The 23,999-nt window shown below is 71.7% G+C and carries 25 protein-coding genes; 7 read left to right on the top strand and 18 right to left on the bottom strand.

What is annotated here, in order from left to right; all coding sequences use genetic code 11:
• Window positions 1-110 precede the first annotated feature (110 nt).
• From modA to VT50_RS08350, 8 genes are all read right to left on the bottom strand, one after another.
• Window positions 111-968 carry a molybdate ABC transporter substrate-binding protein gene (gene modA / locus VT50_RS08385; protein ID WP_046088875.1) on the bottom strand — a complete coding sequence of 286 codons (858 nt, stop codon included), beginning with the start codon at window positions 966-968 and terminating at the stop codon, window positions 111-113.
• Between the two features lie 125 nt (window positions 969-1,093).
• Entirely contained in the window at window positions 1,094-1,483 is a 390-nt protein-coding gene (locus VT50_RS08380) for a TOBE domain-containing protein (RefSeq protein ID WP_206269370.1), read from the bottom strand.
• Window positions 1,484-1,602: 119 nt separating this feature from the next.
• Window positions 1,603-3,012: an FAD/NAD(P)-dependent oxidoreductase gene (locus tag VT50_RS08375; protein WP_046088885.1), complete on the bottom strand. Its 1,410-nt coding sequence runs from the start codon at window positions 3,010-3,012 to the stop codon at window positions 1,603-1,605.
• A 14-nt stretch (window positions 3,013-3,026) separates the two neighbouring features.
• Window positions 3,027-3,383 (bottom strand): (2Fe-2S)-binding protein, encoded by a 357-nt coding sequence (locus VT50_RS08370; protein ID WP_420822175.1) that lies wholly within the window; start codon window positions 3,381-3,383, stop codon window positions 3,027-3,029.
• On the bottom strand, window positions 3,371-4,597 hold the full coding sequence (locus VT50_RS08365; RefSeq protein WP_046088873.1) for an NAD(P)/FAD-dependent oxidoreductase: 1,227 nt from the start codon (window positions 4,595-4,597) through the stop codon (window positions 3,371-3,373). Before VT50_RS08365 ends, VT50_RS08370 begins: the two co-directional genes overlap by 13 nt.
• A gap of 97 nt (window positions 4,598-4,694) precedes the next feature.
• Window positions 4,695-5,696: a proline racemase family protein gene (locus VT50_RS08360; RefSeq protein ID WP_046088872.1), complete on the bottom strand. Its 1,002-nt coding sequence runs from the start codon at window positions 5,694-5,696 to the stop codon at window positions 4,695-4,697.
• Window positions 5,697-5,736: 40 nt separating this feature from the next.
• Entirely contained in the window at window positions 5,737-6,648 is a 912-nt protein-coding gene (locus tag VT50_RS08355) for a dihydrodipicolinate synthase family protein (RefSeq protein ID WP_046088871.1), read from the bottom strand.
• Window positions 6,649-6,759: 111 nt separating this feature from the next.
• Window positions 6,760-8,799: a TerD family protein gene (locus tag VT50_RS08350; RefSeq protein WP_046088870.1), complete on the bottom strand. Its 2,040-nt coding sequence runs from the start codon at window positions 8,797-8,799 to the stop codon at window positions 6,760-6,762.
• Window positions 8,800-9,259: 460 nt separating this feature from the next.
• Between VT50_RS08350 and VT50_RS40935 the strand changes: the two genes are divergently transcribed.
• Together VT50_RS40935 and VT50_RS08340 are read left to right on the top strand one after the other, a co-directional pair.
• Window positions 9,260-11,074 (top strand): cellulose-binding domain-containing protein, encoded by a 1,815-nt coding sequence (locus VT50_RS40935; protein ID WP_046088869.1) that lies wholly within the window; start codon window positions 9,260-9,262, stop codon window positions 11,072-11,074.
• A 96-nt stretch (window positions 11,075-11,170) separates the two neighbouring features.
• Window positions 11,171-11,536, top strand: a complete 366-nt coding sequence (locus VT50_RS08340) for a hypothetical protein (RefSeq protein WP_046088868.1) — start codon at window positions 11,171-11,173, stop codon at window positions 11,534-11,536.
• 71 nt (window positions 11,537-11,607) lie between these two features.
• Here the strand turns inward: VT50_RS08340 and VT50_RS08335 are convergent, their stop codons facing one another.
• The 3 genes from VT50_RS08335 to VT50_RS08325 all read right to left on the bottom strand — a co-directional run bounded on the left by VT50_RS08335 (window position 11,608) and on the right by VT50_RS08325 (window position 13,188).
• Entirely contained in the window at window positions 11,608-11,877 is a 270-nt protein-coding gene (locus VT50_RS08335) for a hypothetical protein (RefSeq protein WP_046088867.1), read from the bottom strand.
• On the bottom strand, window positions 11,874-12,323 hold the full coding sequence (locus VT50_RS08330; RefSeq protein WP_046088866.1) for a hypothetical protein: 450 nt from the start codon (window positions 12,321-12,323) through the stop codon (window positions 11,874-11,876). The genes VT50_RS08335 and VT50_RS08330 overlap by 4 nt, the downstream gene beginning before the upstream one ends.
• 166 nt (window positions 12,324-12,489) lie before the next feature.
• The gene (locus VT50_RS08325; RefSeq protein ID WP_046088865.1) at window positions 12,490-13,188 is read right to left on the bottom strand and encodes a response regulator transcription factor; all 699 of its coding nucleotides are present in this window, start codon (window positions 13,186-13,188) and stop codon (window positions 12,490-12,492) included.
• A gap of 199 nt (window positions 13,189-13,387) precedes the next feature.
• Between VT50_RS08325 and VT50_RS08320 the strand changes: the two genes are divergently transcribed.
• The 5 genes from VT50_RS08320 to VT50_RS08300 all read left to right on the top strand — a co-directional run bounded on the left by VT50_RS08320 (window position 13,388) and on the right by VT50_RS08300 (window position 18,038).
• The gene (locus tag VT50_RS08320) at window positions 13,388-14,809 is read left to right on the top strand and encodes an aldehyde dehydrogenase family protein (RefSeq protein ID WP_420822174.1); all 1,422 of its coding nucleotides are present in this window, start codon (window positions 13,388-13,390) and stop codon (window positions 14,807-14,809) included.
• 73 nt (window positions 14,810-14,882) lie between these two features.
• Window positions 14,883-15,983: a phenylacetate--CoA ligase family protein gene (locus VT50_RS08315; protein ID WP_046088864.1), complete on the top strand. Its 1,101-nt coding sequence runs from the start codon at window positions 14,883-14,885 to the stop codon at window positions 15,981-15,983.
• A 171-nt stretch (window positions 15,984-16,154) separates the two neighbouring features.
• Entirely contained in the window at window positions 16,155-16,568 is a 414-nt protein-coding gene (locus VT50_RS08310; protein WP_046088863.1) for a hypothetical protein, read from the top strand.
• Between the two features lie 88 nt (window positions 16,569-16,656).
• Window positions 16,657-17,322 carry a DUF3105 domain-containing protein gene (locus VT50_RS08305; RefSeq protein WP_046088862.1) on the top strand — a complete coding sequence of 222 codons (666 nt, stop codon included), beginning with the start codon at window positions 16,657-16,659 and terminating at the stop codon, window positions 17,320-17,322.
• Window positions 17,319-18,038, top strand: a complete 720-nt coding sequence (locus VT50_RS08300; protein ID WP_046088861.1) for a DUF305 domain-containing protein — start codon at window positions 17,319-17,321, stop codon at window positions 18,036-18,038. The genes VT50_RS08305 and VT50_RS08300 overlap by 4 nt, the downstream gene beginning before the upstream one ends.
• A 110-nt stretch (window positions 18,039-18,148) precedes the next feature.
• Here VT50_RS08300 and VT50_RS08295 read toward each other — a convergent pair whose 3' ends face one another.
• The 7 genes from VT50_RS08295 to VT50_RS08265 all read right to left on the bottom strand — a co-directional run bounded on the left by VT50_RS08295 (window position 18,149) and on the right by VT50_RS08265 (window position 23,997).
• Window positions 18,149-18,697 (bottom strand): TetR-like C-terminal domain-containing protein, encoded by a 549-nt coding sequence (locus tag VT50_RS08295; RefSeq protein WP_240529085.1) that lies wholly within the window; start codon window positions 18,695-18,697, stop codon window positions 18,149-18,151.
• Between the two features lie 352 nt (window positions 18,698-19,049).
• The gene (locus tag VT50_RS08290) at window positions 19,050-19,631 is read right to left on the bottom strand and encodes a methyltransferase domain-containing protein (RefSeq protein ID WP_206269369.1); all 582 of its coding nucleotides are present in this window, start codon (window positions 19,629-19,631) and stop codon (window positions 19,050-19,052) included.
• 82 nt (window positions 19,632-19,713) lie between these two features.
• A complete protein-coding gene (locus tag VT50_RS08285) occupies window positions 19,714-21,147 on the bottom strand; it encodes a hypothetical protein (protein WP_046088859.1) in 1,434 nt (477 codons plus the stop codon).
• Window positions 21,148-21,292: 145 nt separating this feature from the next.
• Window positions 21,293-22,591, bottom strand: coding sequence for a cytochrome P450 (locus VT50_RS08280; protein ID WP_107424753.1), 1,299 nt, complete (start codon window positions 22,589-22,591; stop codon window positions 21,293-21,295).
• Window positions 22,588-23,232, bottom strand: coding sequence for a GTP-binding protein (locus VT50_RS08275; protein WP_420822173.1), 645 nt, complete (start codon window positions 23,230-23,232; stop codon window positions 22,588-22,590). The genes VT50_RS08280 and VT50_RS08275 overlap by 4 nt, the downstream gene beginning before the upstream one ends.
• Entirely contained in the window at window positions 23,213-23,572 is a 360-nt protein-coding gene (locus VT50_RS08270) for a DUF742 domain-containing protein (RefSeq protein WP_046088857.1), read from the bottom strand. The genes VT50_RS08275 and VT50_RS08270 overlap by 20 nt, the downstream gene beginning before the upstream one ends.
• Complete coding sequence (locus tag VT50_RS08265; protein ID WP_046088856.1) at window positions 23,569-23,997, bottom strand: roadblock/LC7 domain-containing protein; 429 nt, start codon at window positions 23,995-23,997, stop codon at window positions 23,569-23,571. The genes VT50_RS08270 and VT50_RS08265 overlap by 4 nt, the downstream gene beginning before the upstream one ends.
• Window positions 23,998-23,999: the final 2 nt, after the last annotated feature.

Here is a 23,999-nt window from a genome sequence, read left to right as displayed (position 1 = left end):
GGGGCCGGTCGGCCCCTCTGGCCCGGCTCCGGGATTCGGCCCGGCACCGGAGTTCGGCCCGGCACCCGCCTCCGCCCCGGACCCCTGCCCAGGCCCGGCGTTCCGCTCCGTCACGGCTTGAGGAAACCGGCCTGGCCGAGCACCTTCTGGCCCTGTGCGGACTTCACCAGGTCGATGAAGGCCGTGGCCGCCTCCGCGTTGGGGGCGTTCTTCAGCAGGGCGATCGGGTAGTCGTTGATGGCCTTCTTCGACTCGGGGAACTCCACGCCCGCGACCTTGCCGCCCGCCGACTTCACATCGGTCTTGTAGACGACGGAGGCGTCCACCTCCTTCAACTGCACCTTGGTCAGCGCGCCCTTGACGTCCTGCTCGTACGAGACGGGCGTGAGCTTGAGCTTGGCCGCGGTCAGCGCCTTCTGGGCCGCCGCGCCGCACGGCACCTCCTTGGCGCACAGCGCGACCTTCAGCCCGGAGCGGGTGAGGTCCTTGAGCGTCTTGATCTTCTTCGGATTGCCCGGGAGGGTCGCGATCTCGAGCTGGTTGCGGACGAAGGTGGCCGGGGCGCCCTTCGCGTCCTTGGCGTCGGTGACGGTCTTCATGGTCTTCGGGCTCGCGGCGGCGAAGACATCGGCGGGCGCGCCGGAGGTGATGCTGGCCGCGAGGGCGTCGCTGCCGCCGAAGTTGAAGGAGACCTTGGTGCCGGGGTGCTCCTTCTCGAAGGTCTTGCCCAGCGCGGTGAAGCTCTCCTTCAGCGAGGCCGCCGCGAACACGGTCACCGTGCCGGACAGTTTCTCGGAGGAGGAGCTGGAGTCGGACTTCTTGGAAGAGTCACCGGAGTCGTCGGAGTCACCGGAGGAGCAGGCGGTGAGCGCCATGGCGGCGAGCGCGAAACCGCCCACCACACGCAGCGTCCAACGGGGCCCGGATCGGGGCCGGGATCCGGAACCGGATACGGAACGGGTCGTCATGGGGTCTGTCTCTCCCTCTCTGCGACTGCTGCCTGTGCCGCCCTCGGCGCGCGTGTTCCGCGCGTGTTCACGGCGTACGCGTTCACGGCGTACGTGTTCACGGCGTACGCGTTCGCCGCGCGTGTTCACGGCGTTTCCACGACCACGTTGGTCGACTTGATCACGGCGACGGCGGGAACGCCCGGCTCCAGCTTCAGCTCCTCCGCCGACTCCCGGCTGATCATGGACACCACGCGGAACGGGCCCGCCTGGATCTCCACCTGTGCGGACACATCGCCGAGGATCACCTCGGTGACGATCCCCGAGAACCGATTGCGGGCCGAGGAGCCGGGGTGCTCGCGGTCCGTGCCGCTGGCGACCTCGCGGGCGAACGCGGCGAGTGCCGGGCCCGGGATGATCCGGCGCCCCTGCTCGTCCCGTTCGGCGGCCAGCCGACCGCTGTCGACCCAGCGGCGCAGGGTGTCCACGCTGACCCCCATCAGGGCCGCGGCCTCACCGATCCGGTACGTATGCATCCGCCGATGGTAGCGCCGCAGCTGCGAGCCGGTACATGACGATCAGGCGGTATCTGTCCAACGATTCGAGCACGGGAGCTGGCATCTGCGCGTCGCGCGGACCGGAACGGCGTGGCGGATCAGGGCTCCTCGCCCAGCTCCGCCAGCTCCCCCAGCGTCACCGGCGCCGCGAACGGCCGTGCCGCGAGCGGCCGCAGATCCTCCGCCGTGGCCGGGCGGCCGGTCAGCGACGCGGTGACGGCGGCGACCGCGAACCCGCAGATCCGGCCCTGGCACCAGCCCATCCCGGTGCGGGCCAGGAGCTTCATGGTGCGGGGGTCCTCGGCCCCGAGCTCGGTGCGGGCGTGACACAGCTCCCCGTAGGTGACCTCCTCGCAGCGGCAGACCACCGTGCGTTCGGTCAGCCGGTCGGTCCACCCGTCGGGCACGGGGTACGTGCGGTGCAGCGCGGCGGCGAAGGCCCGGCCGTGGCGGATCGCGGTGCGCAGCCGCCGTACGGCACGCGGATCGACCGGCAGCCCCTGGGCCGCCGCCAGCGACAGGGCGGCCAGCCGCCCCTCGGCGACGGCCAGCGCGGCCCCGCCCACGCCCGTGGTCTCCCCCGCGGCCAGGACGTCCGGGACGGTGGTGCGCTGCCGGGCGTCGACGGCGGCGACGAGGGAGCCGTCGAGGTCGCGCCGGGTGTCGGCGCCGACCATCAGGGGCAGTTCGAGTGCGGGGGTGAACCCCCAGCCCAGCGCCACCAGATCGGCCTCGAGCACCTCGCCGCCGTCGATCCGCACCCCGCGCACCCGGTCCTCGCCCAGGATCTCGGTGACCGTGGCCCGGGTCCGGTACGGGATGCGGTGGCGGGCCATCAGCGCCGCGTACCGCACCGCCTCGGCGGACTTGGCGGGCGCCCGCACCGCACCGTCCAGGTGGCGCAGCCAGCCGTGCGCCGGGTTGGCCTCGCACACGGCGAGGACCCGCACCCCCGCCCGGGCCAGGCCCGTCGCCACCGGCAGCAGGAAGGGGCCCGTGCCCGCGACCACCGCACGGCTGCCCGCCACCGCCCGCTGCCCCTTCAGCAGCGCCTGGACGCCCCCAGCCGCCATGACCCCGGGCAACTCCCAGCCGGGGAGCGGCAGTTGACGGTCGTACGCACCGCAGCAGAGCACCAGCGCACGGGCCCGCACCCGGTCCCGCTCGACCGGGGCCGTGTCGTACGGACCGTTCAGGCGCAGGGTGAACGGCCCGCTGTCCGGGCGGAGGCGGTCGATCAGCCAGACCTGGTGGCCGGGGAGGTAGTGGAGTCGGCCGAGGCGGCGCTGGTGGCGCAGCCGGGCGCTGAGCCGGGTGAAGAGCCGCCCGTGGTGGTGGCGAGGGGGCGCCGCGTGCTCGTCGTGGCGCCAGTACTGGCCGCCGGGCAGGCGCCCGGCGTCGATGAGCACCACGTCCAGGCCCGCCTCGGCGGCCCCGACGGCGGCGGCGAGCCCGGCGGGGCCCGCGCCCACGACGGCCACGTCGTACGTCGGCCGATCAGTCGTCATCGCCACCACCACGATCAGTCGTCACCGTCACCGCCGCCCCCTTCATCCGTACCGCCACCACCCTCCGCCGACAGCCGCATCCCGTCCAGCGCCGGGACCAGGCAGGCCCGCTGGCCTGGGCGTCCGTCCACGGTGATCAGACAGTCGAAGCACACCCCGATCCCGCAGAACAGCCCGCGCGGTCTGCCCCCGCGCCGCGTGGTCCGCCACGCCACGATCCCGGCGGCCACCAGCGCCGCGCCCACGCTCTGCCCGGGCCGCGCGGTGACCGTCGTACCGTCGAAGGTCAGCCGGTACGCCGACGGCCCCGGGCTCCCCGCGAGGGTCATCCCCGTACGCTCCTCACTCCCCGCGCGACTCATCCGCACCATCCACCCTCCTCGAAGCGTTCGGGCGCGAACGGCGCCAGGTCCAGATCCGTCGCCTCCCCCGTCAGCGCCTGCGCGATCAGCTTCCCCGTCCCCGCCGCCAGGCCGATCCCCGCGCCCTCGTGGCCGCAGGCGTGCCACAGCCCGGGGGCGCGCGGGTCGGGGCCGATGACCGGCAGATGGTCGGGGCAGTACGGCCGGAAACCCGCGTACACGCGCATCGCCCGCACCGACGCCAGGATCGGGAACAGCCCGATCGCGCCCCGGGCCAGCGCCCGTACGGCGGCGGGGGACGGCCGCCGGTCGAAGCCGACCCGCTCCCGGGTGGAGCCGATCAGCACCGTGCCGCCACCCGTGCCCTCCACGACCGGCGACGCCTGGAGCTCCGCGTCCGAACTGGCCACGGCGTCCACGTAGTCGGCCGCGTAGACCTTGTGCCGTACGGTCGCGGGCGGCAGTGGTTCGGTGACGAGGACGAACCCCCGGCGCGGCAGCACCGGCAGCCCGACGCCCGCGAGCTCCGCCACCGCACCGGCCCAGGTGCCCGCCGCGTTCAGGACGGCGGGGGCGCTGACGGTGCCGTGGGGCGTCCGTACGCCGGTGACGACCGGGCGGCCACCCACGTCCCCTCCGGTGGCCGGGGCAGCACCCGTACGCCGCCCTCCCCGACGCCGGAGGAACCCCACCACCTCCGTCCGCGTCCGCACCACCGCTCCGCGCTGCCGCGCGAGCCGCAGCAGCTGGGCCGCCGCCAGCATGGGCTGGACCTGGGCGTCCTGCGGATAGAGGGCGCCCCCGGCGGCCTCGTGGGTCAGCCGTGGTTCGAGGGCGGGGAGTCCGGCCCCGGACACCTCGCGTACGACGACCCCGCGGGCCCGCTGCCGCTCGGCCAGCGTTCGCAGTGCGCCCAGGGCGGCGGGGGTGGAGGCGACCACCAGCCCGCCCTTCCGCTCGAACTCCCAGCGCTCGCCGTACGGGCCCAGGTCCTCGCCCCACACCTGCCGCGAGTACCGCGCGAGTTCCAGCTCAGGGCCCGGCTCCTTGTCCGAGACCAGGACGTTTCCCTCGCCCGCGCCCGAGGTGCCGCCCGCGATGCCACCACGGTCGACCACCACGACCCGCAGCCCGGCGAGGGTGGCGAACCAGGCGGCGGCCGCGCCGACGACACCGGCGCCGATGACGACGAGATCGGCGGTACGCGGCAACTCTTGGTGCATCGATCTCCCCTCTCCCCCCTCCGCATCAGGAGCTCTCCCCCTCTCCATCAGAAACCCGGCCTCTCCGTCAGAAGCCCGGCCACATCAGAGACCGGGCCTACATCAGAAACCCGGCCGGAAACGGATCGCCGGGGTCGAGATGGAACTGTGCGGTGCCGGTGACCCACGCCCGCCCCGTGATCGAGGGCACGACGGCGGGCAGCCCCGCCACCGTGGTCTCCTCCAGCAGCCGCCCGATGAACCGCGTCCCGATGAACGACTCGTTGCTGAACTCCTCGCCGAGGCCCAGCTCACCGCGTGCGTACAACTGGGCCATCCGCGCGGAGGTGCCGGTACCGCAGGGGGAGCGGTCGAACCAGCCCGGGTGGATGGCCATCGCATGGCGGGAGTGGCGCGCGGTCGAACCCGGGGCCTGGAGGTAGACGTGGCGGCAGCCGGTGATGTCCGGCCGCTCGGGGTGGTGCGGCGGGTCCTGCGCGTTCACCGCCTCCATGATCTTCAGCCCGGCGGTCAGCAGTTCCTGCCCCGCCGCCCGGTCGAAGGGCAGCCCGAGGGCGTCCAGTTCCACGATGGCGTAGAAGTTGCCGCCGAAGGCGATGTCATAGCGCACCTCGCCGAAGCCGGGCACCCGCACCGTACGGTCGGTGGCCGGGCAGAACGCGGGCACGTTGCGGATCGTCACCGAGGTGGCGGCCCCGTCGCGCACCGCGACCTCCGCGACCACCAGGCCCGCCGGGGTGTCCAGGCGGATGGTGGTGACCGGCTCCCGCACCTCGACCATCCCGGTCTCGACCAGCACGGTGGCCACGCCGATGGTGCCGTGCCCGCACATGGGCAGCACCCCGGACACCTCGATGAAGAGCACGCCGTGATCCGCGTCCGGCCGGGTCGGCGGCTGGAGGATGGCGCCGCTCATCGCGGAGTGGCCGCGCGGCTCGTACATCAGCAGGGTGCGCAGATCGTCCCGGTGCTCGATGAACCACTGCCGCCGCTCGGCCATGGTCGCGCCCGGGAGCGTCCCCACCCCGCCGGTGACCACCCGGGTGGGCATGCCCTCGGTGTGGGACTCCACGGTGTGGAGGACCCGCCGCGACCTCACCGGCGCCCCCTCAACGGATCCGTCCGCACCCCCACGGCCCTCACCGGTACCCCAGCGCGAGCACCGTCTCGGTCTCCCGGACGACGCGCGCCGCCACCTCCCCGGTCAGCCGGGAACGCGGCGGGCGGCAGGCTCCGCCGCGCAGCCCGGCGAGGTCCATGGACGCCTTGATGGCCTGCACGAACTCGGTCCTGGAGTCCCAGCGCAGCAGCGGATGCAGCGCGCGGTACAGCGGCAGCGCCTTCTCCAGATCCTCGCCGGCCCCCGAGGTGGCGAGCCGGTACAGCTCCACGGTGGCGTCGGGAATCGCGTTCGGATACCCGGCGATCCACCCCACGGCCCCGGCGAGCCCCAGCTCGAGCAGCACATCATCGGCGCCGACCAGCAGATCGAGACCGGGGGCGCGCTCGGCGATCTCGTACGCCCGCCGCACATCCCCGCTGAACTCCTTGACCGCGCCGATCAGCCCCTCCCCGTACAGCTCGGCCAGGAGCTCCGGAGTGAGGTCGACCCTGGTGTCATGGGGGTTGTTGTACGCCACCACCGGCAGCCCGGCCCGCGCCACCTCGCGGTAGTGGCCGACCACGGCCTCCCGCTCGGCGCGGTAGCCGTTGGGCGGCAGCGCCAGCACCGCCCGCGCCCCGGCCGCCCGCGCCTGCTCCGCCCACCGCCGACTCTCCAGCGCCCCGTACGCCGCCACCCCCGGCATCACCCCGAACCCCTCGGGCGCCGCCTCCACCGCCACCCGCACCACCCGCGCCCGCTCCTCGTCCGTCAGGGTCTGGTACTCCCCCAACGACCCATTGGGACAGACCCCGTCACAGCCGTGCTCGGCGAGAAACCGCACATGGGCGGCGTAGCCCTCGTAGTCGACCGACAGCTCGTCATCGTCATGGAACGGAAGCGCCGTGGCGACATGAACGCCACGCCAGGGCACGGAGAGATCGGGCATGCGGAACCTCCTGGGGGAGGGGACCAGGCAACTGTCCTTATGTTCTTTGGCGTTTCAACGATAGCAGTGCAATGTCACACTCCACAGTTGCCCGATCCACCCCTTCAGGCCCTACGGCCGATGAGCCGGGCGGCTCCCCAGATGGGCGACAACACCAGAGTGGAAGCGGTCCACCGCGTCATCGACGCTGCGTATGAAGCCGGATTCGGCATTGCCTCGGGCGCTGCCCATCCCCTTGAAGAGAGACAGCCGGAACCCGGTTATCCGGGCGCCACCCTTGGGGAGCATGTCGCCCGGCTCGGGGCGGAGCCGCTCGAGGGTGCCGCGCGGGCCGCCACCCTGCCCCTCGACAAGGGTTTCCACATGGAGGTCGGCCGGGGCCCCGGCGAGCTGCCGGACCAGGCGCTTGGCCCAGGTGAGGGGGTAGCCCTGGTCCGGGGCGGCAATCTCGATGGCGGTGCGCAGCTTGCCGGTACGCAGATCGGCGACGATCGCGAGGATCCCGGAGGTGCCCTCGATGCGCAGCTCGGCGTAGAGACGGCCCTCCTCGCAGAGCCGGTCGGCCATGGCTGCACGACGGGAACTCTGGTCGGTCCCCCGTCTGGCGCGCTGAACGGGCAGGACCTTCTGTCCCAGTTCGCCTCCCAACCGGAGACACACCTGGCGGATGAGCCGGTCCCAGCTCTCGACCACATCCATGGCGCGCTGGTCCCCCTGGCACAGGGTCTCGTTGTCGATGCCGTTGCGCACCGGCACCCAGGCCGGGCCCATGTTCTGGAAGCCGTGGCAGCCGGAGTTCTCGTGCTGGAGGTATTGCAGCAGTTCCTGGAGGAGCCAGGCGTGCGCGGTGTTGCCGACGCCCTCGTGGCGGATCAGCATCTGGGCGTGGTGGGCCACCTCGGCCCAGGACAGATGCCAGAGCGCCACCTTGTGCTTACGGCGTCTGTCGACCTTGACGTCGACCAGTGGGCTCCCTTCGAGAGCGACGTCGTTGGACAGCGTGATCACGGCCTCGTAGCCCCGTCGGGCGGCGATGTCCATATAGTCCTGGACCTGCTCGGACTTGAGCGGATTGCCGTTGGTCTTCGTCTCCACCAGGGCGGTCCAGAGTTTCCCGGCCCGTTCGACGCGGATCACGCCGTCCGGGCGCTTGGGGGCGTTGCCACCGTGCGGCAGGGAGACCTCGGTAAAGGTCTCCATACGGCCGGCGGGCGCGCCGAAGGCCGCGGTGAGCCGACGCCCGAACTCGGGCACCTGCGTCATCACCGACAACAGGACCGATGTGGCCCGCATTTCCCGTTCCCGGTCGTATCTGAGCGAGGAAACCGGGAAGAGCCGAGCCGTCCGCCACGACTCGTTCTCCGCCAGCGACGTCTTGGCGACCTTGGGAAGCGTGACCTTCTTCTTCGCCGTACGGGGGCGGCGGGCTGGAGCCGGTGCGGACTCCTCGCCCTCCATCGGGGCCGGGGGCCGCGCCGTCCGCGCGGGGGAGCCGGGCGTCCCGTCGACCCCGGGCGCGGGCGCCTGCTCCACCGGCTCCGGCGCCGCGTCCGCCACCTCGTCAGCCGTCACCGTGTCGGCGGTCTTCTCGTCGACCGTCTCCTCGTCGGCCGCGTCATCGTCGATGTCGATGCCGAAGTCCGTGGCCAGACCGGCAAGTCCAGACTCGTACCCCTGCCCGACGGCCCGGAACTTCCACTCCTCGCCCCGGCGATAGAGCTCGCCGAAGATGAACGCACTCTCCACATCGGCGTCCTCGATCGAGAACCCCAGCAGGGTCTCGCCGGCCCGGTCCACGAGGGTCACCCGTAGGTCACCGAGATCGCCGAACCTGGCGCCGCCGTACCGGCTGGCCGCCACGACGATCCGCTCGACATCCGCGGGTGCCGCCGTCAGATCGAGGCTGATGCGGTCCTCGTTCCCCTCAGCGGTCGGCGTCTTGCCCAGCAGTTGCACACTGCCATCGGCGGCGGCCGGGTTGTTGTAGAAGTAGAAGTCCGTGTCGCCGCGGACCTTGCCGTCACCGTTCAGCAGCAGCACGGAGACGTCGGCGTCCCCGTCTCCGGTCGCCGAGCTCCAATTCAGGCTCAGGATCACGGATCCCGTGTCCTCGCTCAGAGCGGCCAGGCCGACATTGCCACCCTTGATCATCTCCCGCATGGTTGCCCCCCAAAGACAGCCGCCTCGGACCCCCCGAGCGGCCTCCGCATGGCGATGCGTGACGCGCTGCACATATCGCGTGAGCGAAGTGAACCTTAGCGCCCGAACCATGCATTTAGGGAGGTCATGCGCCAATTAATGCAGTCCGCCAACTCTCCGGAAGTCGCCGAGAACGCACGGGAGTTCACGGCGCGAACTGCGTGGTCTACACCTTTAGCAATTGTGGTGCTTATGTCGCCCGAGACGGCGGGCATGGCCCATAATCCGAAACGGGGACCGCTCTTCGTTCCCTTGTCAGCCAGGTCACCGGCGTGAAAAGCTCGGCGCGCCCCGAAAGGGGAATCCGCAACTCCGATGTTTCACTGTGCTGTTGGCCGACCACCCCACAGCCCGTTTGTGAGAGGGTTGCCCCGGCGGGGGCGCCGCTGTTCGTGAGTGAGGAATTGCCTCCATGTCCGACCACTCATCGCCCGGGCAGTCGCCCGGGGACGGCTCCCCGACGCGCCGTGGGGTCGCCGAGACGCCCGGCGAGGATGTCGATGGCGCGGCGTTCGCCACGGCGTTGCTGGGCGCGTACTGGGACGCGGTCGCCGATTACGCGGAGCTGTGCACCACCACTCCGGAAGACGGGATGCGGCTCGCCACCGAGGCGTTCCGGCGGGGGATTCGGGAGACCCGTAACCGCCGCACCCGGGGGTTCGGCAAGCGCCTGCCGTGGCTTCCGCTCTTTCTGACCTCCGTGCGGAAGACCGCCGCCGACTGGGACGCCCATCGGCACGGGGACCGGCTCCACCCGGAGTTGCGGATCTGGCTGGCCTCCGACCTCGCCACCCGGTTCGCCGCACCGCCCCGCGACCAGCCGCTCGCCCTGCGCGCGCTGCGGGACCTGCCGGAGGTGGACGGGGAGTTGCTGTGGCTGGTCGAGGTGGAGGCGCGGTCCACGGAGGCGGTCGCCCGGCAGCTGGGGTACGACCCGGAGCAGGCCACCGAGGAGATCGTCCGGGTCCGCACGGCCTTCCGCGAACGGTGTCAGCGCGCCCATGTGGACACCCTCACCGCCGAGGAGTGCCGCAGCTACGCCAAGCTGCTGGACGCCGCCACCCGGGCGCCCGACTCCCGCTCACCCGCCGACCTATGGCAGCACCTCGCCCGTTGCCGGACCTGCCGGGACGCCGCCACCTGCATGTATGTGGACGGCGCCGGGCTGCCCGGGGCGCTGGCGGGCGGGGTCATCGGCTGGGGCGCGCACCTCTACCTCAAGCGGCGCCGTGCGCTGGCCGAGCGGGCCCCGGGTGCCGCACCGAGCGCCCGCCCCGCCGCGCCCACCGCGCAGGCGGTCCGCGCGCCGCTGTGGGAGCAGTTGCGCGACCGGGTCCTGGACACGATCGGGGCGTGGCGGAGCGGCTGGGCCGGTGGCCTGGCGGGCAGAGCCGGTGCGGGGCGTAGAGCCGGCGCGGGTGGCAGAGCCGGTGGGGGGCGTAGAGCCGGTGGGGGCGGGGCCGATTACGGCAGCGGGGCCCGCTCCGGGGCGCACCGGGTCGTCCGGGGCCGCGCCGCCCGCCGCCGGTTACGCGGAGCCAGTGCGACGGTCATCTTGGCGGTGATCGCAGTCGTCGCCCTCGCCGCACTGGTCGGGATGACCAGAACCGCCGCGGACTCCGACGACCGCACCGGCGGCCCGATGAGCCCCGAAGCGGCCCCCGGCGGCCTGGTGCCCGCCACCTCCTCGCCGTACCACCCCGGCGCCCCCGGCTCCCCCGGCCCCTCGAAGAGCAGGGGCGGGACGGACGGGAAGGGGTCCGGCGAGGGACATCAGAAGGAGCCCGGGCGCTCCTCCGGCCCGCCCTCCTCGTCCCCCTCGTCCCCCTCGTCCTCCTCCTCCGAGGGCGACTCCGGCTCCGCGTCCGGCCACGGCGGCAAACCGCCCTCCGGTGGCCGGAAGCCCGGCGACGACGCCGACTGCACGGCCCGCTTCAAGCTGGTCGACCAGTGGCCCAACGGCTTCCAGGCCGCCGTCACCCTCACCTCCCGCGCATCCCTCGGCGACTGGCGGGTCACCTGGACCTTCCCCGACTCCCAGCGGGTGACGCAGATGTGGGACGGGGAGTTCACCCAGCACGGCTCGAAGGTGACCGCCACCGCTGCCGACTACAACAAGCGGGTCAGGGCCGGTGGCAGCTTCTCCATGGGCCTCCTCGGCTCCTGGAGCGACGGCAACCGGCCGCCCGGCTCCTTCACCCTGAACGGCCGCCCCTGCGCGGGCTGACGACATCGCCCGGCACCGCACCGCTGGGTGCCGCTTCGCACCGCACCACTCGGATGGCGGAACAAGACTTCCACCGCCGGGGGAAGCCATCTCGGAATGAGCAGTGTCCTCAGCGGCATCGTCACCCTGCCCCCCGACGCGCCCGCCGGGCGGGCGGCGCGGGTGGTGGTGGAGGTGCGCAACGTGTCCCGCTCCGACACCCCCGAACCGATCGTGGCCGCGCAGGTCCTCACCGATGTGCCACTGAGTCCGGGGGGCCATGTCCCGTTCAGCGTCACCGTCGCCGGTGAGCTGATCCCCGGGGACAATTACGGGCTGCGGGTCCATGTGGACGTCAGTGGCTCCGGGGTCATGGAGGACGGCGATCTGGTCAGCGCCGAGGCCAGCCCCGTACCGGCCGGATCCACCGCGGGTCTGATCGCCCCGGTCGCGATCGTCTGGCGTCTGGCGTCTGACGACTGACGACTGACGGACCGGCCCGGGCGCGGCGAGGGCACGCCCGGGCGGCGCCGTGTGGTCAGTTGTCGTGGTGGTCAGTTGTCGTTCGCCGCGTCGGAGTCCGCCCTGTTCGCCGCCGACTCCGCGTCGTCCACCAGCTTGTCCAGCTCATCCAGCTCGGAGCCGGACGGAGCCGGTGCGGTGGCGGACGGGGCGGTGGTGGACGGGGCGGACGCGCCCGATGAGCCGTTCGCGTCTTTCGAGCTGTCCGAACCGTCCGAACCGCCCTTGCCGCCGCCGCAGCCGGTGGCCAGCGCGGCGCAGAGGAGCGCCGTGGCCGCCACGGCCCAGGGGCCGCGCCTCACTTCGCCGCTTCCTTACCGCTGCCGGAGTCCTCGCCGCGCGCGGTGCACCACTTCTGGACCTTCGACAGATCCTTCTGCCGCTGCTCGAGCGTCGGCACGAGGGACCTGCGGAAGGTGAGCTTGTGGCTGAGGAACGTCTGGACCTCGGTGTGGTCCGCCTTCTTCGCCCGCTCGATCCGCTTCGTCAGCCGGGCCACGGACCCACGGACGGCCGCCGGGCCCTTGAGCCGCCTCAGCGCCCGGTCCAGCCGCCGGTCGATCTTCTCGGCGCGCTTGCACAGCCCCCGGGAGCCGTCCCCTGCTCCCTTCGGCGCCTTCGCCTGCGCGCTCGGGGAGGCGGCCGGTGTCGAGGCCGTGGTGCCGCCGTCCGCCGCCGCGATGCCCACCGGACCGAGCACGGCGGCGGTGACCGCACACGCCACGAGGACGCTCTTTCCACGGTGCATGGTGCTGTTCCTTCCCTTGGAGCCCCTTGGAGCCGGACGGCCGGGAGGGGCCGGGCCGTCCCGGACTGGGAAAAACCCTAGGAACCTTCTTTGTGGAAACTCTGTGGACCGCGGTCGTGGACCGGAGTTGCGGACCGCAGTCGTGGACCGCAGTCGTGGACCGGAGTTACCGCGCCTCGGTGGGCCGCAGGACGAACCCCACGCCGCGCACCGTGTGCAGCATCCGCGGGCGGCCGCCCGCCTCCAGCTTGCGGCGCAGATAGCTGACGAAGGTGTCCACGGCGTCCGTACGGACCTCGAAGTCATAGCCCCAGACGCGGTCCAGCAGCTGGTCGCGGGTGAGGACGATCCCGGCGTTGCGCGCGAACACGTCCAGCAGCTCGAACTCGCGCCGGGTGAGCCGCAGCGGCGCCCCGTCCAGCCACGCCTCCCGCGCCTCCGGCACCATCTCCAGCGCACCGGCCCGCACCCGGTCGGTGGCGGCGGGCGGACGGCGGCGCAGCAGGGCGTGCAGCCGCAGCACCAGTTCCTGGAGCGCGAAGGGCTTGACGAGGTAGTCGTCGCCCCCGGCCTGGAGCCCGGCCACCCGGTCGGCCACCTCGTCGAGCGCCGACAGCATCAGAACGGGCACGTCATTGCCGTCCGCGCGCAGGCTGCGGCACACCTCGATCCCGCTCAGGTCGGGCATGGAGATGTCCAGGACCACCACATCGGGCGCCCCGTCGCGCATCGCGGCCAGCGCGGCGTGGCCGCCGTCCGCGAGGGTCACCGCGAACCCGTTGAGCCGCAGCCCGCGCTCCAGGGACCGCCGGATGGCCGCGTCGTCATCCGTCACCAGGACGCGACCGCTGTCCGTGGCTGCCATGTCCGCATCACCTCCGGCCCGGCATGGTACGTGCCCCGGCGTCCGTGCGCGGACCGCATCAAGGGACGCGCGCACGGGGGCATGGCCTTTGGGCCAATTGACTCCGTCCCGTCGGCGCCGTGGGATTGGTCTGGTTCACCCTTTTTCCCGCCGCGCCCGCCGAGGAGCCGGTGTGTCCCGCACCCGCGAAGGAGTCAGCGTGTCCCAGCCCGCCAACGCCCCGGACAGCCTGGCCGTCCCGGATGCCCCGGATGCCCCGGACGCGCTGGACGCGCTGGGGCCCAAGGGGCCCTACCGCTCCCGCCACCGCCTCACCGTCCACGATGTCACCGGCGCGCCGATGGCCGAACTCTCCCTGGTCCCCCGGCTGTTCGTTACCCGGGCGCTGGCCGCGCTGCGCGCCGCCGACACCCCGCCGCTGGAGGAGCGGCTGGCCGCGCTGAAGCGGGCGGGGGAGCTGTTCGCCACCGGCACCGTGGCCGGGATGTCCGCCGAGGCGTACGAGGGCGCGGTGTGCCGGATGTCGGGCACCCCGCTCGCCAATGTGCGGATCGCCGTGGAGGCGATACGGCTCAGCGCCACCGAGGCGTACCGCAGCGTCCAGGCGGCCCGCCCGGTGGGGGCGGTGGGCGATTGGCGCGATCCGTACGCCCGGAGCGGCACCGCGGTGTGGATCCGGCGCGGCGATGTCTTCGCGGTGCACGCCGCGGGCAACCACCCCGCCGTGCACGCCCTGTGGCTGGAGGCGCTGGCGCTGGGCTACCGGGTGGCGGTACGCCCCTCCCGCCGTGAACCACTCACCCCGTACCGGCTGGTCAGCGCCCTGCGCGAGGCGGGTTTCGGGACGGATCAGGTGGTGCTGCTGCCCACCGACCACGACGCGGCCGGGGAGATCCTGCACGGTGCGGACCTCTCCATGGTCTACGGCGGGCAGGAGGTCATCGACCGCTACGCCGCCGATCCGGCCGTACTGCCCAACGGGCCCGGCCGCTCCAAGATCCTGATCACCGCCGACCGGGAGTGGCGCGACCACCTCGATGTGATGGTCGACTCCATCGCCCGCCACGGCGGCACCGCGTGTGTCAACGCCACCGCCGTCCTCGTCGAGGGCGATCCGGCGCCGGTCGCCGAGGCGCTGGCGGAACGGCTCGCCGCCCTCCCCAGCCTGCCGCCGCAGGACGAGAAGGCGGTGCTGCCGGTCCATCCGCTCGAGGTCGCGCGCGGCTTCGAACGCCTGCTGCTCGGCAAGGCCGCGGGCGCCCGGGCGTGGCTGGGCGGCGACGGCGTGGTGGACGACCTCGGCGACGGCAGCGCGGCCCTGCGCCCCGCCGTCCTCCAGCTCGACGATCCGCTGGACCCGCGGCTGGGCGTGGAGCTGTCGTTCCCCTGCGTCTGGGTGGCCCCCTGGACGCGGGAGGCGGGGGTCGCCGCGCTCCGGGACAGCCTGGTGGTCACGGCGGTCACCGGGGACGAGGCGCTGCTGGACGGGCTGCTCGCCGAGCCGTCCATCAAGAACCTCTACATCGGCGGCCATCCCACCCACTGGATCGCCCCGGGCATCCCGCACGACGCGTATCTCGGCGAGTTCCTGATGCGCACGAAGGCCGTCATCCGCGGCTGACCGACCCCATGAGCTTCCACCGCTGGGTCCCACCGCCGCTGAGTCCACCGCCGCCATCCGCGAGGAGCATCCCGTGCCGACAGCGTCCCTTTCGGTGCTCGACATCCCCTTCGACGAGCGCCCCGACCCCGATGAGTACATCCGCGCCGCCATGGAGTGGCACTTCGGCCCGGACACCGGCTCCCCGTTCTGGCTGCGGAAGGCGGAGACGCTGCACTTCGATCCGCGGCGGGACGTCAGGGGCGTCGCCGATCTCGCGCTCTTCCCCCATGTCACCGGCGAGTTGCGCGAGGTGCCGGTGCGCGATCTGATCCCCCAGGGGTACGGGGCCGACGCCCGGATCGTCGGGGTCTTCGAAAGCGGCGGCACCACCGGCGCGCCCAAGCGGATCGTGTGTCTGCGCGACTGGCTGGACCGCCTCGCCCACGGGCTGAGCGCCGACCTCGACGGGCTCGGCATCCCGCGCGGGGCGGACTGGCTCGCCATCGCCCCCAGCGGCCCCCATATGGTCGGCGAGATGGTCGCGGCCACGGCGGCCCGGCACGGTGGGCTGATGTTCCGCGTCGACATGGATCCGCGGTGGGTCAAGAAGCTGATCTCCGCCGGGAAGGCCGAGGAGACCGACGCCTATGTGAACCACCTGGTGGAGCAGGCGGCGCACGTCCTGCGCACCCAGGACATCGGGGTGCTGATGACCACCCCGCCGCTGCTGGAGCGGCTGGCCCGGCACGATGACCTCATCGAGCTGATCGGGGAGAAGGTCAGGGGCATCATGTGGGGCGGCGCCCATATGGACGCCGACACCCGCGATCTGCTGCGCACCGAGGTCTTCCCCGGCTGTGAGCTGTACGGCACCTACGGCAACACCATGATCCTCGGCGGTGCCACCGAGCGGCTGGGGCTCGGCCCGGACGAGCCGTGTGTCTTCGATCCGCGTACGCCGTTCGTCACCTTCTCGGTGGTGGACCCGGTGAGCGGGGCGCCGGTGGCGTACGGCGAGCGCGGCCGGGTGGTGATGAACCACGTCAGCAAGTCCGCTCTGCTGCCGAACAACCTGGAGCGCGATCTGGCGATCCGCGTCCCGGCGCCGGAGGGCGCGGTCGGGGATTCGGTGGCCGATGTGGGGCCGGTGGCGATGTTCGACGACGAGGTCGTGATCGAGGGCGTCTACTGACCGGCGTTTGCCGCGTTCCGCCACCAGGCGTTTGCCGCGTTCCGCCTTGGACCCATTCAGCCGCGGCAGTCACAGTGGTTACGATCTGGCGCGATGGGCAGTGGGCAGCGCGGCGGAGAGGCCCGCAAACGGAGGGGCCACATACAGAGGGGCCAGATACGGAGGGACCCGGTGCGCGGCACCGTGCCCTCCGTCCTCTGCCGTGCCGTGCTGCTGCTCGCCGCGGCGCTGTGGGTGGCGCCCTCGTGCGTCCATCCCGCCGCCGGGCCCGGCGCCCTGTCGACGAGGTGCCCGCACCGCCCGGCGGAGACCGCGTCTGCCCAGCCCCCGCACGAGGAGCCGGTCACGTATCCGGCTCCGGGGCACCGGCCGTTCGACACCACCGGCTCCGGCAGCGGAAGCGACGACTGTGTCGCGGGCCCCCGGAGAGTGGTCCAGGCCCTGGTGCCCACGCCCGTACCCCCGCCCTCCCTCGGCGAGGTTCCGCCGCCGGGCGGCTCCCGGAGCCCGGACCCCGCCCGGGCGCCGCCGGACCGTCCCGTCCGCGGCCTCGGCCTCCATCAACTCCAAGTACTTCGGACCTAGGCCGACGCCGGTCACCGCGATGCACCGCTCCACCCATCCAGTGTGCGAACGAGCGCGAACTGCGCCAATTGCGAGGTTGAGGACAGCCATGGGTTCCAAGGGATCGAAGACGAAGGGCGCGGCCGACCGCCGCGCGAAGATAGAGGAGTTGCGCCGCGCCGAGAAGGCGCGCGAGCGCCGGTACCGGATCATCACCATCACCTCGGTCACGGTGATCGTCGCCGGGCTGGCCGTCGGGGGCTACTTCCTCGTCGACGCGGGCGACAAGAAGGAGAAGAAGGAGGCCAAGGTCACCTCGTCGGTGGTGAAGACCGGTGAGTTCAAGGGCATGAGGACCTGGAAGAACCTGGGCCGGACGCATGTCCAGGGCACGGTGAAGTACGCGATGTCGCCGCCGGTCGGCGGCGACCACAACCAGGTCTGGCAGAACTGCAACGGCGATGTCTACACCAAGCCGCTGACCAAGGAGAACGCGGTGCACTCGCTGGAGCACGGCGCGGTGTGGGTGACGTACACCGACAAGGCGTCGAAGGAGGACATCGCCGCCCTCTCGGCGCGGGTCAAGAAGACCCCGTACTCGTTGATGAGCCCCTACCAGGACCAGGACTCGCCGATCGTCCTCAACGCCTGGGGCAATCAGCTCGACGTCGAGAAGGCGTCCGACCCGCGGGTGGCGGCGTTCTTCAAGAAGTTCGTCCAGGGCAAGCAGACGCCCGAGCCCGGCGCCTACTGCACCAACGGGAAGTCTTCGTGAGCGAAGGGACCGCCGTCGGCCGCGCCGCCCGCCAGCCGCTGGTGGCGGGGATCGCCGCCGCCCTCGCCCTGCTGACGCTGGTGGCGGTGGCGGTGGTGTGGCTGACGAGCGACCGCTCGGAGGGCTCGACGGACCCGGGGACGCCGGAGGACACCTCCGCCGAGGCCGGTTTCGCCCGCGATATGTCCGTCCACCATCAGCAGGCGGTGGAGATGTCGTTCATCGTGCGCGACCGCACCGGTGACGACGAGGTGCGGCGGCTGGCGTTCGACATCGCCAGCACCCAGGCCACCCAGGCCGGGATGTTGCAGGGCTGGCTGGACATGTGGGGGCTGGGCAAGACGTCCGAGGACCCGCCGATGACGTGGATGAAGCACGCGTCGTCGGACGGCATGGAGGGCATGGAGGGCATGGACCACGGCTCGATGAAGGGCATGGGGTCCACGTACAAGCCGCACGACGGCTCGCTGATGCCGGGCATGGCCACCAACAGCCAGCTCGACGCGTTGCGCAAGGCCAAGGGCAAGACGGCCGAGGTGCTCTACCTCAAGCTGATGACCGCCCATCACAAGGGCGGCGTCGGGATGGCGAAGGGGGCGGTCGAGCTGGTCAAGGACCCGACCGAGAAGCATCTCGCGCGGACGATGGTCCAGGGCCAGCAGTCGGAGATCCAGCTGATGGCCGACATGCTCAAGGCGCGCGGCGCGTCCTCCTGAACCCGGGCCGATGGCGCCCCTCGCCCCCGGAACCCGCGGGGCCTACGGAACCCGACGGGAACCCGACGGGCTCTACGGGCTCTACGGGTCCTACGGGCCGAGGGGCGCCATCACCCCGCCTCCCGCACGAACACCCCGGCCCTGGCCGCCTGATACGTGGTCTCGACGGTGGTCTGCACCAGCCGCTCATCGATCGCCCCGCGCAGGATGAGCACCCGGTAGTACAGGGGCGCCCCCAGCGTGGCGATGACCTCCCAGGCGTCGGTAGCCTCGGGGATGTCCCCGCGCTCGACCGCGTTCCGCACGATCAGGGTCACCTCCTCGGTCCGCCGTACGAACGCGGTGCGCAGGATGTCCTCGACCCGGGGGTCGTGCGCGGCCGCCGCGATCAGGCCCTGCATGAGGTTGCGGTTGCGCATCGTGTTGTTGAAGTCCGCGATGGCCTGGGTGAGTTCGCTCAGGTCCCGCCGGAAGTCCCCGGTGTCCGGAGTGGGCAGCGTCGAACTGCGCTCGGCCAGCAGATCGACGACCACCCCCTCCACGGTGCGCCAGCGCCGCCGGATGGTCGACACATGCACCCCCGACCGCCGCGCGAGCCGGTCGAGGGTGAGCGCGGCGAACGAGTCGCGGTCGAGCTCCTCGTACGCGGCCGCCAACACGGCGGCCCGAGTCCGGGCCGTACGCCCCCCGGGGCGAGCCGACCCATGCGGTGGTCGCTCTGTCATGACGCGCCGACTCTACGGCCCCTCCACCCTCGTGAGCACCAGATCTTCACGACATCCGGGACGCGGAACGCCCGGTAACCCATTGCACGGCGTACACGCCCCTCGCTAGTGTGACACCCGTTACTTAATGCGCGCGACAGCGCATTAGGAAAAACGGGGCGCAGAGTTTGCCGGACCTTCCTCACGAGGGGAAGGAAGGTCCAGCACGCTCCTCTTCTCTCTCCCCGGCCTTCAGCCCCTGGCCGATCACACTCGGCTAATCATTGCCCCCGCCGGTCGAGGGAGCTCAGCCGTAGGAGGCCGACCACTTGCCGCGCGTGAAGTGACACACGCCGTCGGGCGTGATGTGCACGCGGCTGCCGTAGATCGGTAGGCCGCCCTCGGCGTTCAACCGGTGCCGGATGCGTTCGAGCACCGTCCACAGGCGCCGCGGACCGCCCTGGTGGACGGTGGGCGGGTCGATCCACATCGCAGAAGCGCACGCCCACGAGCCGTCGGGGCGCACGAGCCATGCCGTGCGCTGCTCGCCGCGCTCCTCGTAGTGGGCCTCGACGCCGGGCACGGCGAGCTCGAGCATGGCGCGCACGTCCCACGCCTCCGCGACATCGAGCACCGGATAGCGGCCCTCGATCACCTGCTCGCCCTCGCGGTCCCGTACGGCCGCGAACGGCTCCTCCGTCCCCGGCGGGTAGTCGGCACCGGTGCGGGTGCCCATGAGCCCGGCCCGGCCCCACTCGACGACCCCGCTCGCGCCGCCGTCCGCGTCCTTGTCGGCCGTGACGATCACGTTCATACGGGCGAGCGTGGTCACCAGGCGCCCACCGGGGCGCAGCGCGGCTATCACGCCTGCGAGGTTGGGCAGCGCCACCATGGACACTATGCGGTCGACGCCGCCCCGCCTATCCGCGCGTCCTCCAAGCACCGCGAGGCGCATCCTCGGGTTGGGGGAATCAGGAGGGGCCGGTGGGCTCCAGGTCCGTCAGCCGCTTCCTCCAACGGGCGGCGTTCTCCTCCTGTCCATGCACGGACTCGCAGGTGGCCTGGGCACGACACGCGTACGCCGCCAACTCGGGGAGGTACTCGCATGCCACGTCGACGATGGCTTCGATGCCGTCGTCCCACGCTGGATTGACGATCTTGTCGACCAGCGCGGTCCCCATCTCCATGGCCAGCTCCGCCGGGCGGGCCGAGCCGCTGGCCAAGGCGTACCGGAAAGGTCCGCTGTCGTGCCCCTCATCGGCCAGATCCGCCAGAAGGCGGGCCGTGCCGGTGTTCCCGGCGCGGGCGTGCACGAAGGCCAGGTCCATCGCGAACTGGCCCATCCATGTTCGCGCCAGGTCCCCCGCGAGGCTTCCTCCCGAGATCTCATCGGCCCGGTCGAAGTCCCCTTCCAAGAGGGCCAGCGCGAAGGTGGCCACCTGGGCCGAACCGTCGTCGTAGATCTTGCGCAGCTCCGCCGCTGCCCGTGACAGGTCACCCGCTCGTGCCGAGCGGTATCCGTATTCGGCTGGGCTCTCCATTCCCGCCCGTTGGCGTGCTTCGGCGATGGCTGAAGCACCGCCGAGGAAAATGTCACCTATGGAGAAGTCGCCTCGGAAGACCGCCTCCGCGTAGGCCGCTCGGGCTTCCTCCTCGCGTCCTTCGGCGTGCAGTCGAAAGGCCAACTCCAGAGGAACGTTCGAATCTTGATCTTGTTCCGTGTACTTGTCCTGGCCGGTCAGTAGGACGTCCAGTTCCAGACGGGCCTTCACTTTGGCGTAGGGATCGCCGTGTTCGAGTTCGATGGCGTGCCGGAACGCGGCTGCGGCGCCGTCGGGGTCGTCGTCCCACAGCAGCCAGCCGAGACGTACCGAGGCTTCGGCTTCGGAGATCGGGCCCCATGCGCCGGTGCCCCAGCACTGGCCGGTTCGGAGGGTCTGTGTCCAGCGCGGGTCGGTGGGCCAGATGTCGTACTCCGCCTGGACGAGACGTTCTTCCAACGGGCGGTGTTCCCCAGGACGGTAGCCGCCGTTGAACGTCCCCGCGTAGTACAGGTGATCAAGGGTGTCGTAGGCGTTGCGGTAGTACACGGCCAGGGCGTCGTCAACAGGGTGATGGCGCAGAGCCACCGGTTCGACGCGCTCGATGAAGCGGTGGGCGTTGGCGTGGACGAATGCGGCGTCCAGCGCTTGCGCCTCACTGACCTCCCCGGCCAACGGCCCCCGGGGTCGGCCGGCCTCGCCGTCCGCCGCTTCCCGCAGCACCTGCAGGAAGAACCCGGAGTCGTACGGCAACAGCCTGGTCTGGTCCCACCATGGCTCATGATGAACGAGCAGCACCCGCAATCGCACCGGCCCGCCTGAGGCCGCCGCGTGCACGACGTGAATCCGGTACATGTTGTCCATGCCAACACCCTGGCAGCCGACTACGACAACGGGCGAAGCCCATTGCCTCACCCGCCACGATGCCGAACGGACCGCAGGCGGCGTTGAACCCGGCGCGGCCGTCCCGGCCCCCCCGGTGGCACGGCGCCCACCGGGGAACGAAGGGTCAGTGCAGGTGGGCCGGGGTGAATTTGACGGGGAGGGCGGAGACGCCGCGCATCATCAAGGTGACGCGCCATTCGAGGGCGTCCTCGGGTACGGAGAGGGTGACGTCCGGGAGGCGGTCGAGGAGGACCTCGACGGCGGCGGTGGCGATGACCTCGGCGATCTCGCGGGCGGCCGGGGGGCAGCCGTGTTTGCCGTGGCTGAAGGCCATATGGGCCTGGTTGCCACCGGCGCCGGACTGGAAGTCCGGGCGGACGTCGGGGTCGGCGTTGGCCGCGGCGAGGCCCAGCATCAGGCAGTCGCCCTTTCTGATGCGGCGTCCGCCGAGCATGGTGTCCTCGGCGGCCCAGCGGCCGATCCAGAACGGGACCGGGGTGTCCTCCCACAGCACCTCGTTGAGCGCCTGGCCGACGCTGCGGCGGCCGCCGGAGAAGGTGATGGCGAACCGCTCGTCCGTCAGCATCAGCCGGAGGGCGTTGCCGATCAGGTCGCTGGTGGGCTGCTGGACGGCGTAGATGGAGCCGAGCAGATCGTTGATGATCTCGTCGTCGGTGAGCCCGGCGGGGTGGGACACCAGATGGGCGGCGACGTTGGTCTGGTCGGGGTTCTCCCGGACCCGCTTGATCAGCGCCTCCATCCGGGTCTGCATCCTCTGCAGGGCGATGGGGGCGTCATTCCCGGTGAGGCGGAGCGAATCGTCCTGGAGGGCGGCGGATTCGGTGTCGTCCAGGCCGTAGAGCCGGGTCACCACCCGCAGCGGGATCTGGCTGGCGTACTCGGCCACCAGATCGGCCCGGCCGCTGCCCGCGAAGGTGTCGATCAGCTGGTCGGCGACGCGCTCGCACTGTGCGCGCAGCTCGAACTGGTCCACCGACGCCAGGCCGTCGCAGACCGCCTCGGACCGCCGCTGGTGGTCGGCGCCCTCACTGAACAGCATGGTCGGGCGGTAGCCGACGAAGGTCGTCAACTCCCAGTCGGGCGGCACCAGATGCCAGGAGTGCCAGCGGCGGGAGTCACGGGCGAACAGATTGGGGTCGGTGGTGACCCGGACCACCTCGCGGTAGCCCAGCACCGTCCAGACGGGGATCGTGCCGTCCAGCAGGACGGGCACGACCGGGCCGTGGTCCCGGCGCAACTCGCGGTAGAGCTCCATCGGTTCGTCCCGGAACCGCTGGTAGTCCAGCGACACCGACCCGGGCGGCACCACCCCTTCGGACGGCGCGGGGGCCGACGGGAAGACCGGCTGGGGCGCGGCCCCGGGCAGGGCGTCCGGCGGGGGCATGGGGTCAGGGGTGGTCACGCGGTGGTCTCCCCGGCGGCGCCGTTGGTGGACAGGGAGTAGAGGTAGCGGGCGAGCGCGACCAGTACGGCCTTGCTGGAGTCGCGCTTGCGGGCGTCGCATTCGATCATCGGGACCTCGGGCGGGAGGTCAAGGGCCTCCCGCACCTCCTCCAGCGTGTGCTGCGGCTCGGTGAAGTTGTTGCGGGCCACGATGAACGGGGTGCCATGGTGCTCCAGCCGGTCCAGCGCGTACCAGGAGTCGGCGAGCCGGTTGGTGTCCACCAGGACGACCGCGCCCAGGGTCCCGGAGAACAGCCGGTCCCACAGGAACCAGAACCGCTCCTGGCCCGGCGCGCCGAACAGATAGAGCACCATCTGTTCGTCCAGGCTGATCCGGCCGAAGTCGAAGGCCACCGTGGTGGTGGTCTTGTGGCGCACGAACGAGGCGTCGTCGATGCCGATGCCCGCCTGCGTCATCGTCTCCTCGGTGCTGAGCGGGCGGATCTCGCTGACGGTCTGCACCATCGTCGTCTTGCCGACGCCGAACCCGCCGACGATCACGATCTTCAGACCGTTGCTCGCGCTCTCCCGCAGCGGGGCGTGCCCGGCGCCGCCGGGGAGCGGGGTGCTGACGGTGGTCTCAGAGATTCTGGAGTGCAACGAGCACCTTCTTCAGGGTTTCGGGCCCGGGCAGACTGCCGCCGGAGCGGGCCGCATGCGGATGGCGCGCGGTGATCCGGCCGGTGTCCAGCAGATCGCACAGCAGGATCTTGACCACGCTGACGGGCAGTTCCAGATACGAGGAGATCTCCACGACCGACAGGGGGCGGCGGCACATCCGCAGAATCTTGACGTGCTCGGACTGCATCCCCGGGGTGGGATCGCTTTCGCTGACGATCAGCGTGACCATGTCGAACCGGCTCTCGTCGGCCCGGCTGCGGCCGCCGGTGACGGTGTACAGCCGGTCAGGACCCTCCTTGTCCAGTGGCCCTCGGATCATGCCTTCGCCCCGCCGCCGCTGCTGCCCGCTTCCACTCGTGGAGCGGCCCGCAGATGGTCGCCGATCTGCTCGACCAGCTCGTTCATGTTGTGGCCGATGATGCCGACATCGGCGTCATCGAGGGCCACCACGGCGAGGTGGGCGCCTTCGCCGGCCTCGACGATGAACAGAATTCCCCCGTGGAACTCCGTCATCGACTGTCGTACGCCGCCGCTTCCGTCGCCGAACTCGATGGACGCGCCGTGGGCGAGGCTCTGGATGCCCGACGCGATGGCCGCCAGCTGATCGGCCTGGTCCACGGACAACCCGGAGGAGAGGCACAGTTTGAGGCCGTCCCGTGACAGCACCAGGGCGTGCCGCGAGCCCGGGGTCTTCTCCAGCAGGTTCTCCAACAGCCAGTCCAAGCTGCGGTCGGTGGTGTTCATCG

The organism is Streptomyces antioxidans (assembly GCF_000968685.2).
Classification (GTDB): domain Bacteria; phylum Actinomycetota; class Actinomycetes; order Streptomycetales; family Streptomycetaceae; genus Streptomyces; species Streptomyces antioxidans.
Note: the sequence above shows the minus strand (reverse complement) of the source record. Positions and strands in the feature narration are given on the sequence as shown.

Coding starts and splice junctions, on each gene's coding strand:
- VT50_RS08370 (WP_420822175.1), bottom strand. CDS start 3,383: ATGGTGCGGATGAGTCGCGCGGGGAGTGAGGAGCGTACGGGGATGACC.
- VT50_RS08375 (WP_046088885.1), bottom strand. CDS start 3,012: ATGACGACTGATCGGCCGACGTACGACGTGGCCGTCGTGGGCGCGGGC.
- VT50_RS08305 (WP_046088862.1), top strand. CDS start 16,657: ATGGGTTCCAAGGGATCGAAGACGAAGGGCGCGGCCGACCGCCGCGCG.
- VT50_RS40935 (WP_046088869.1), top strand. CDS start 9,260: ATGTCCGACCACTCATCGCCCGGGCAGTCGCCCGGGGACGGCTCCCCG.
- VT50_RS08350 (WP_046088870.1), bottom strand. CDS start 8,799: ATGATCAAGGGTGGCAATGTCGGCCTGGCCGCTCTGAGCGAGGACACG.
- VT50_RS08325 (WP_046088865.1), bottom strand. CDS start 13,188: ATGGCAGCCACGGACAGCGGTCGCGTCCTGGTGACGGATGACGACGCG.
- VT50_RS08265 (WP_046088856.1), bottom strand. CDS start 23,997: ATGAACACCACCGACCGCAGCTTGGACTGGCTGTTGGAGAACCTGCTG.
- VT50_RS08340 (WP_046088868.1), top strand. CDS start 11,171: ATGAGCAGTGTCCTCAGCGGCATCGTCACCCTGCCCCCCGACGCGCCC.
- VT50_RS08330 (WP_046088866.1), bottom strand. CDS start 12,323: ATGCACCGTGGAAAGAGCGTCCTCGTGGCGTGTGCGGTCACCGCCGCC.
- modA (WP_046088875.1), bottom strand. CDS start 968: ATGACGACCCGTTCCGTATCCGGTTCCGGATCCCGGCCCCGATCCGGG.
- VT50_RS08355 (WP_046088871.1), bottom strand. CDS start 6,648: ATGCCCGATCTCTCCGTGCCCTGGCGTGGCGTTCATGTCGCCACGGCG.
- VT50_RS08270 (WP_046088857.1), bottom strand. CDS start 23,572: ATGATCCGAGGGCCACTGGACAAGGAGGGTCCTGACCGGCTGTACACC.
- VT50_RS08285 (WP_046088859.1), bottom strand. CDS start 21,147: ATGGACAACATGTACCGGATTCACGTCGTGCACGCGGCGGCCTCAGGC.
- VT50_RS08365 (WP_046088873.1), bottom strand. CDS start 4,597: ATGCACCAAGAGTTGCCGCGTACCGCCGATCTCGTCGTCATCGGCGCC.
- VT50_RS08380 (WP_206269370.1), bottom strand. CDS start 1,483: ATGCATACGTACCGGATCGGTGAGGCCGCGGCCCTGATGGGGGTCAGC.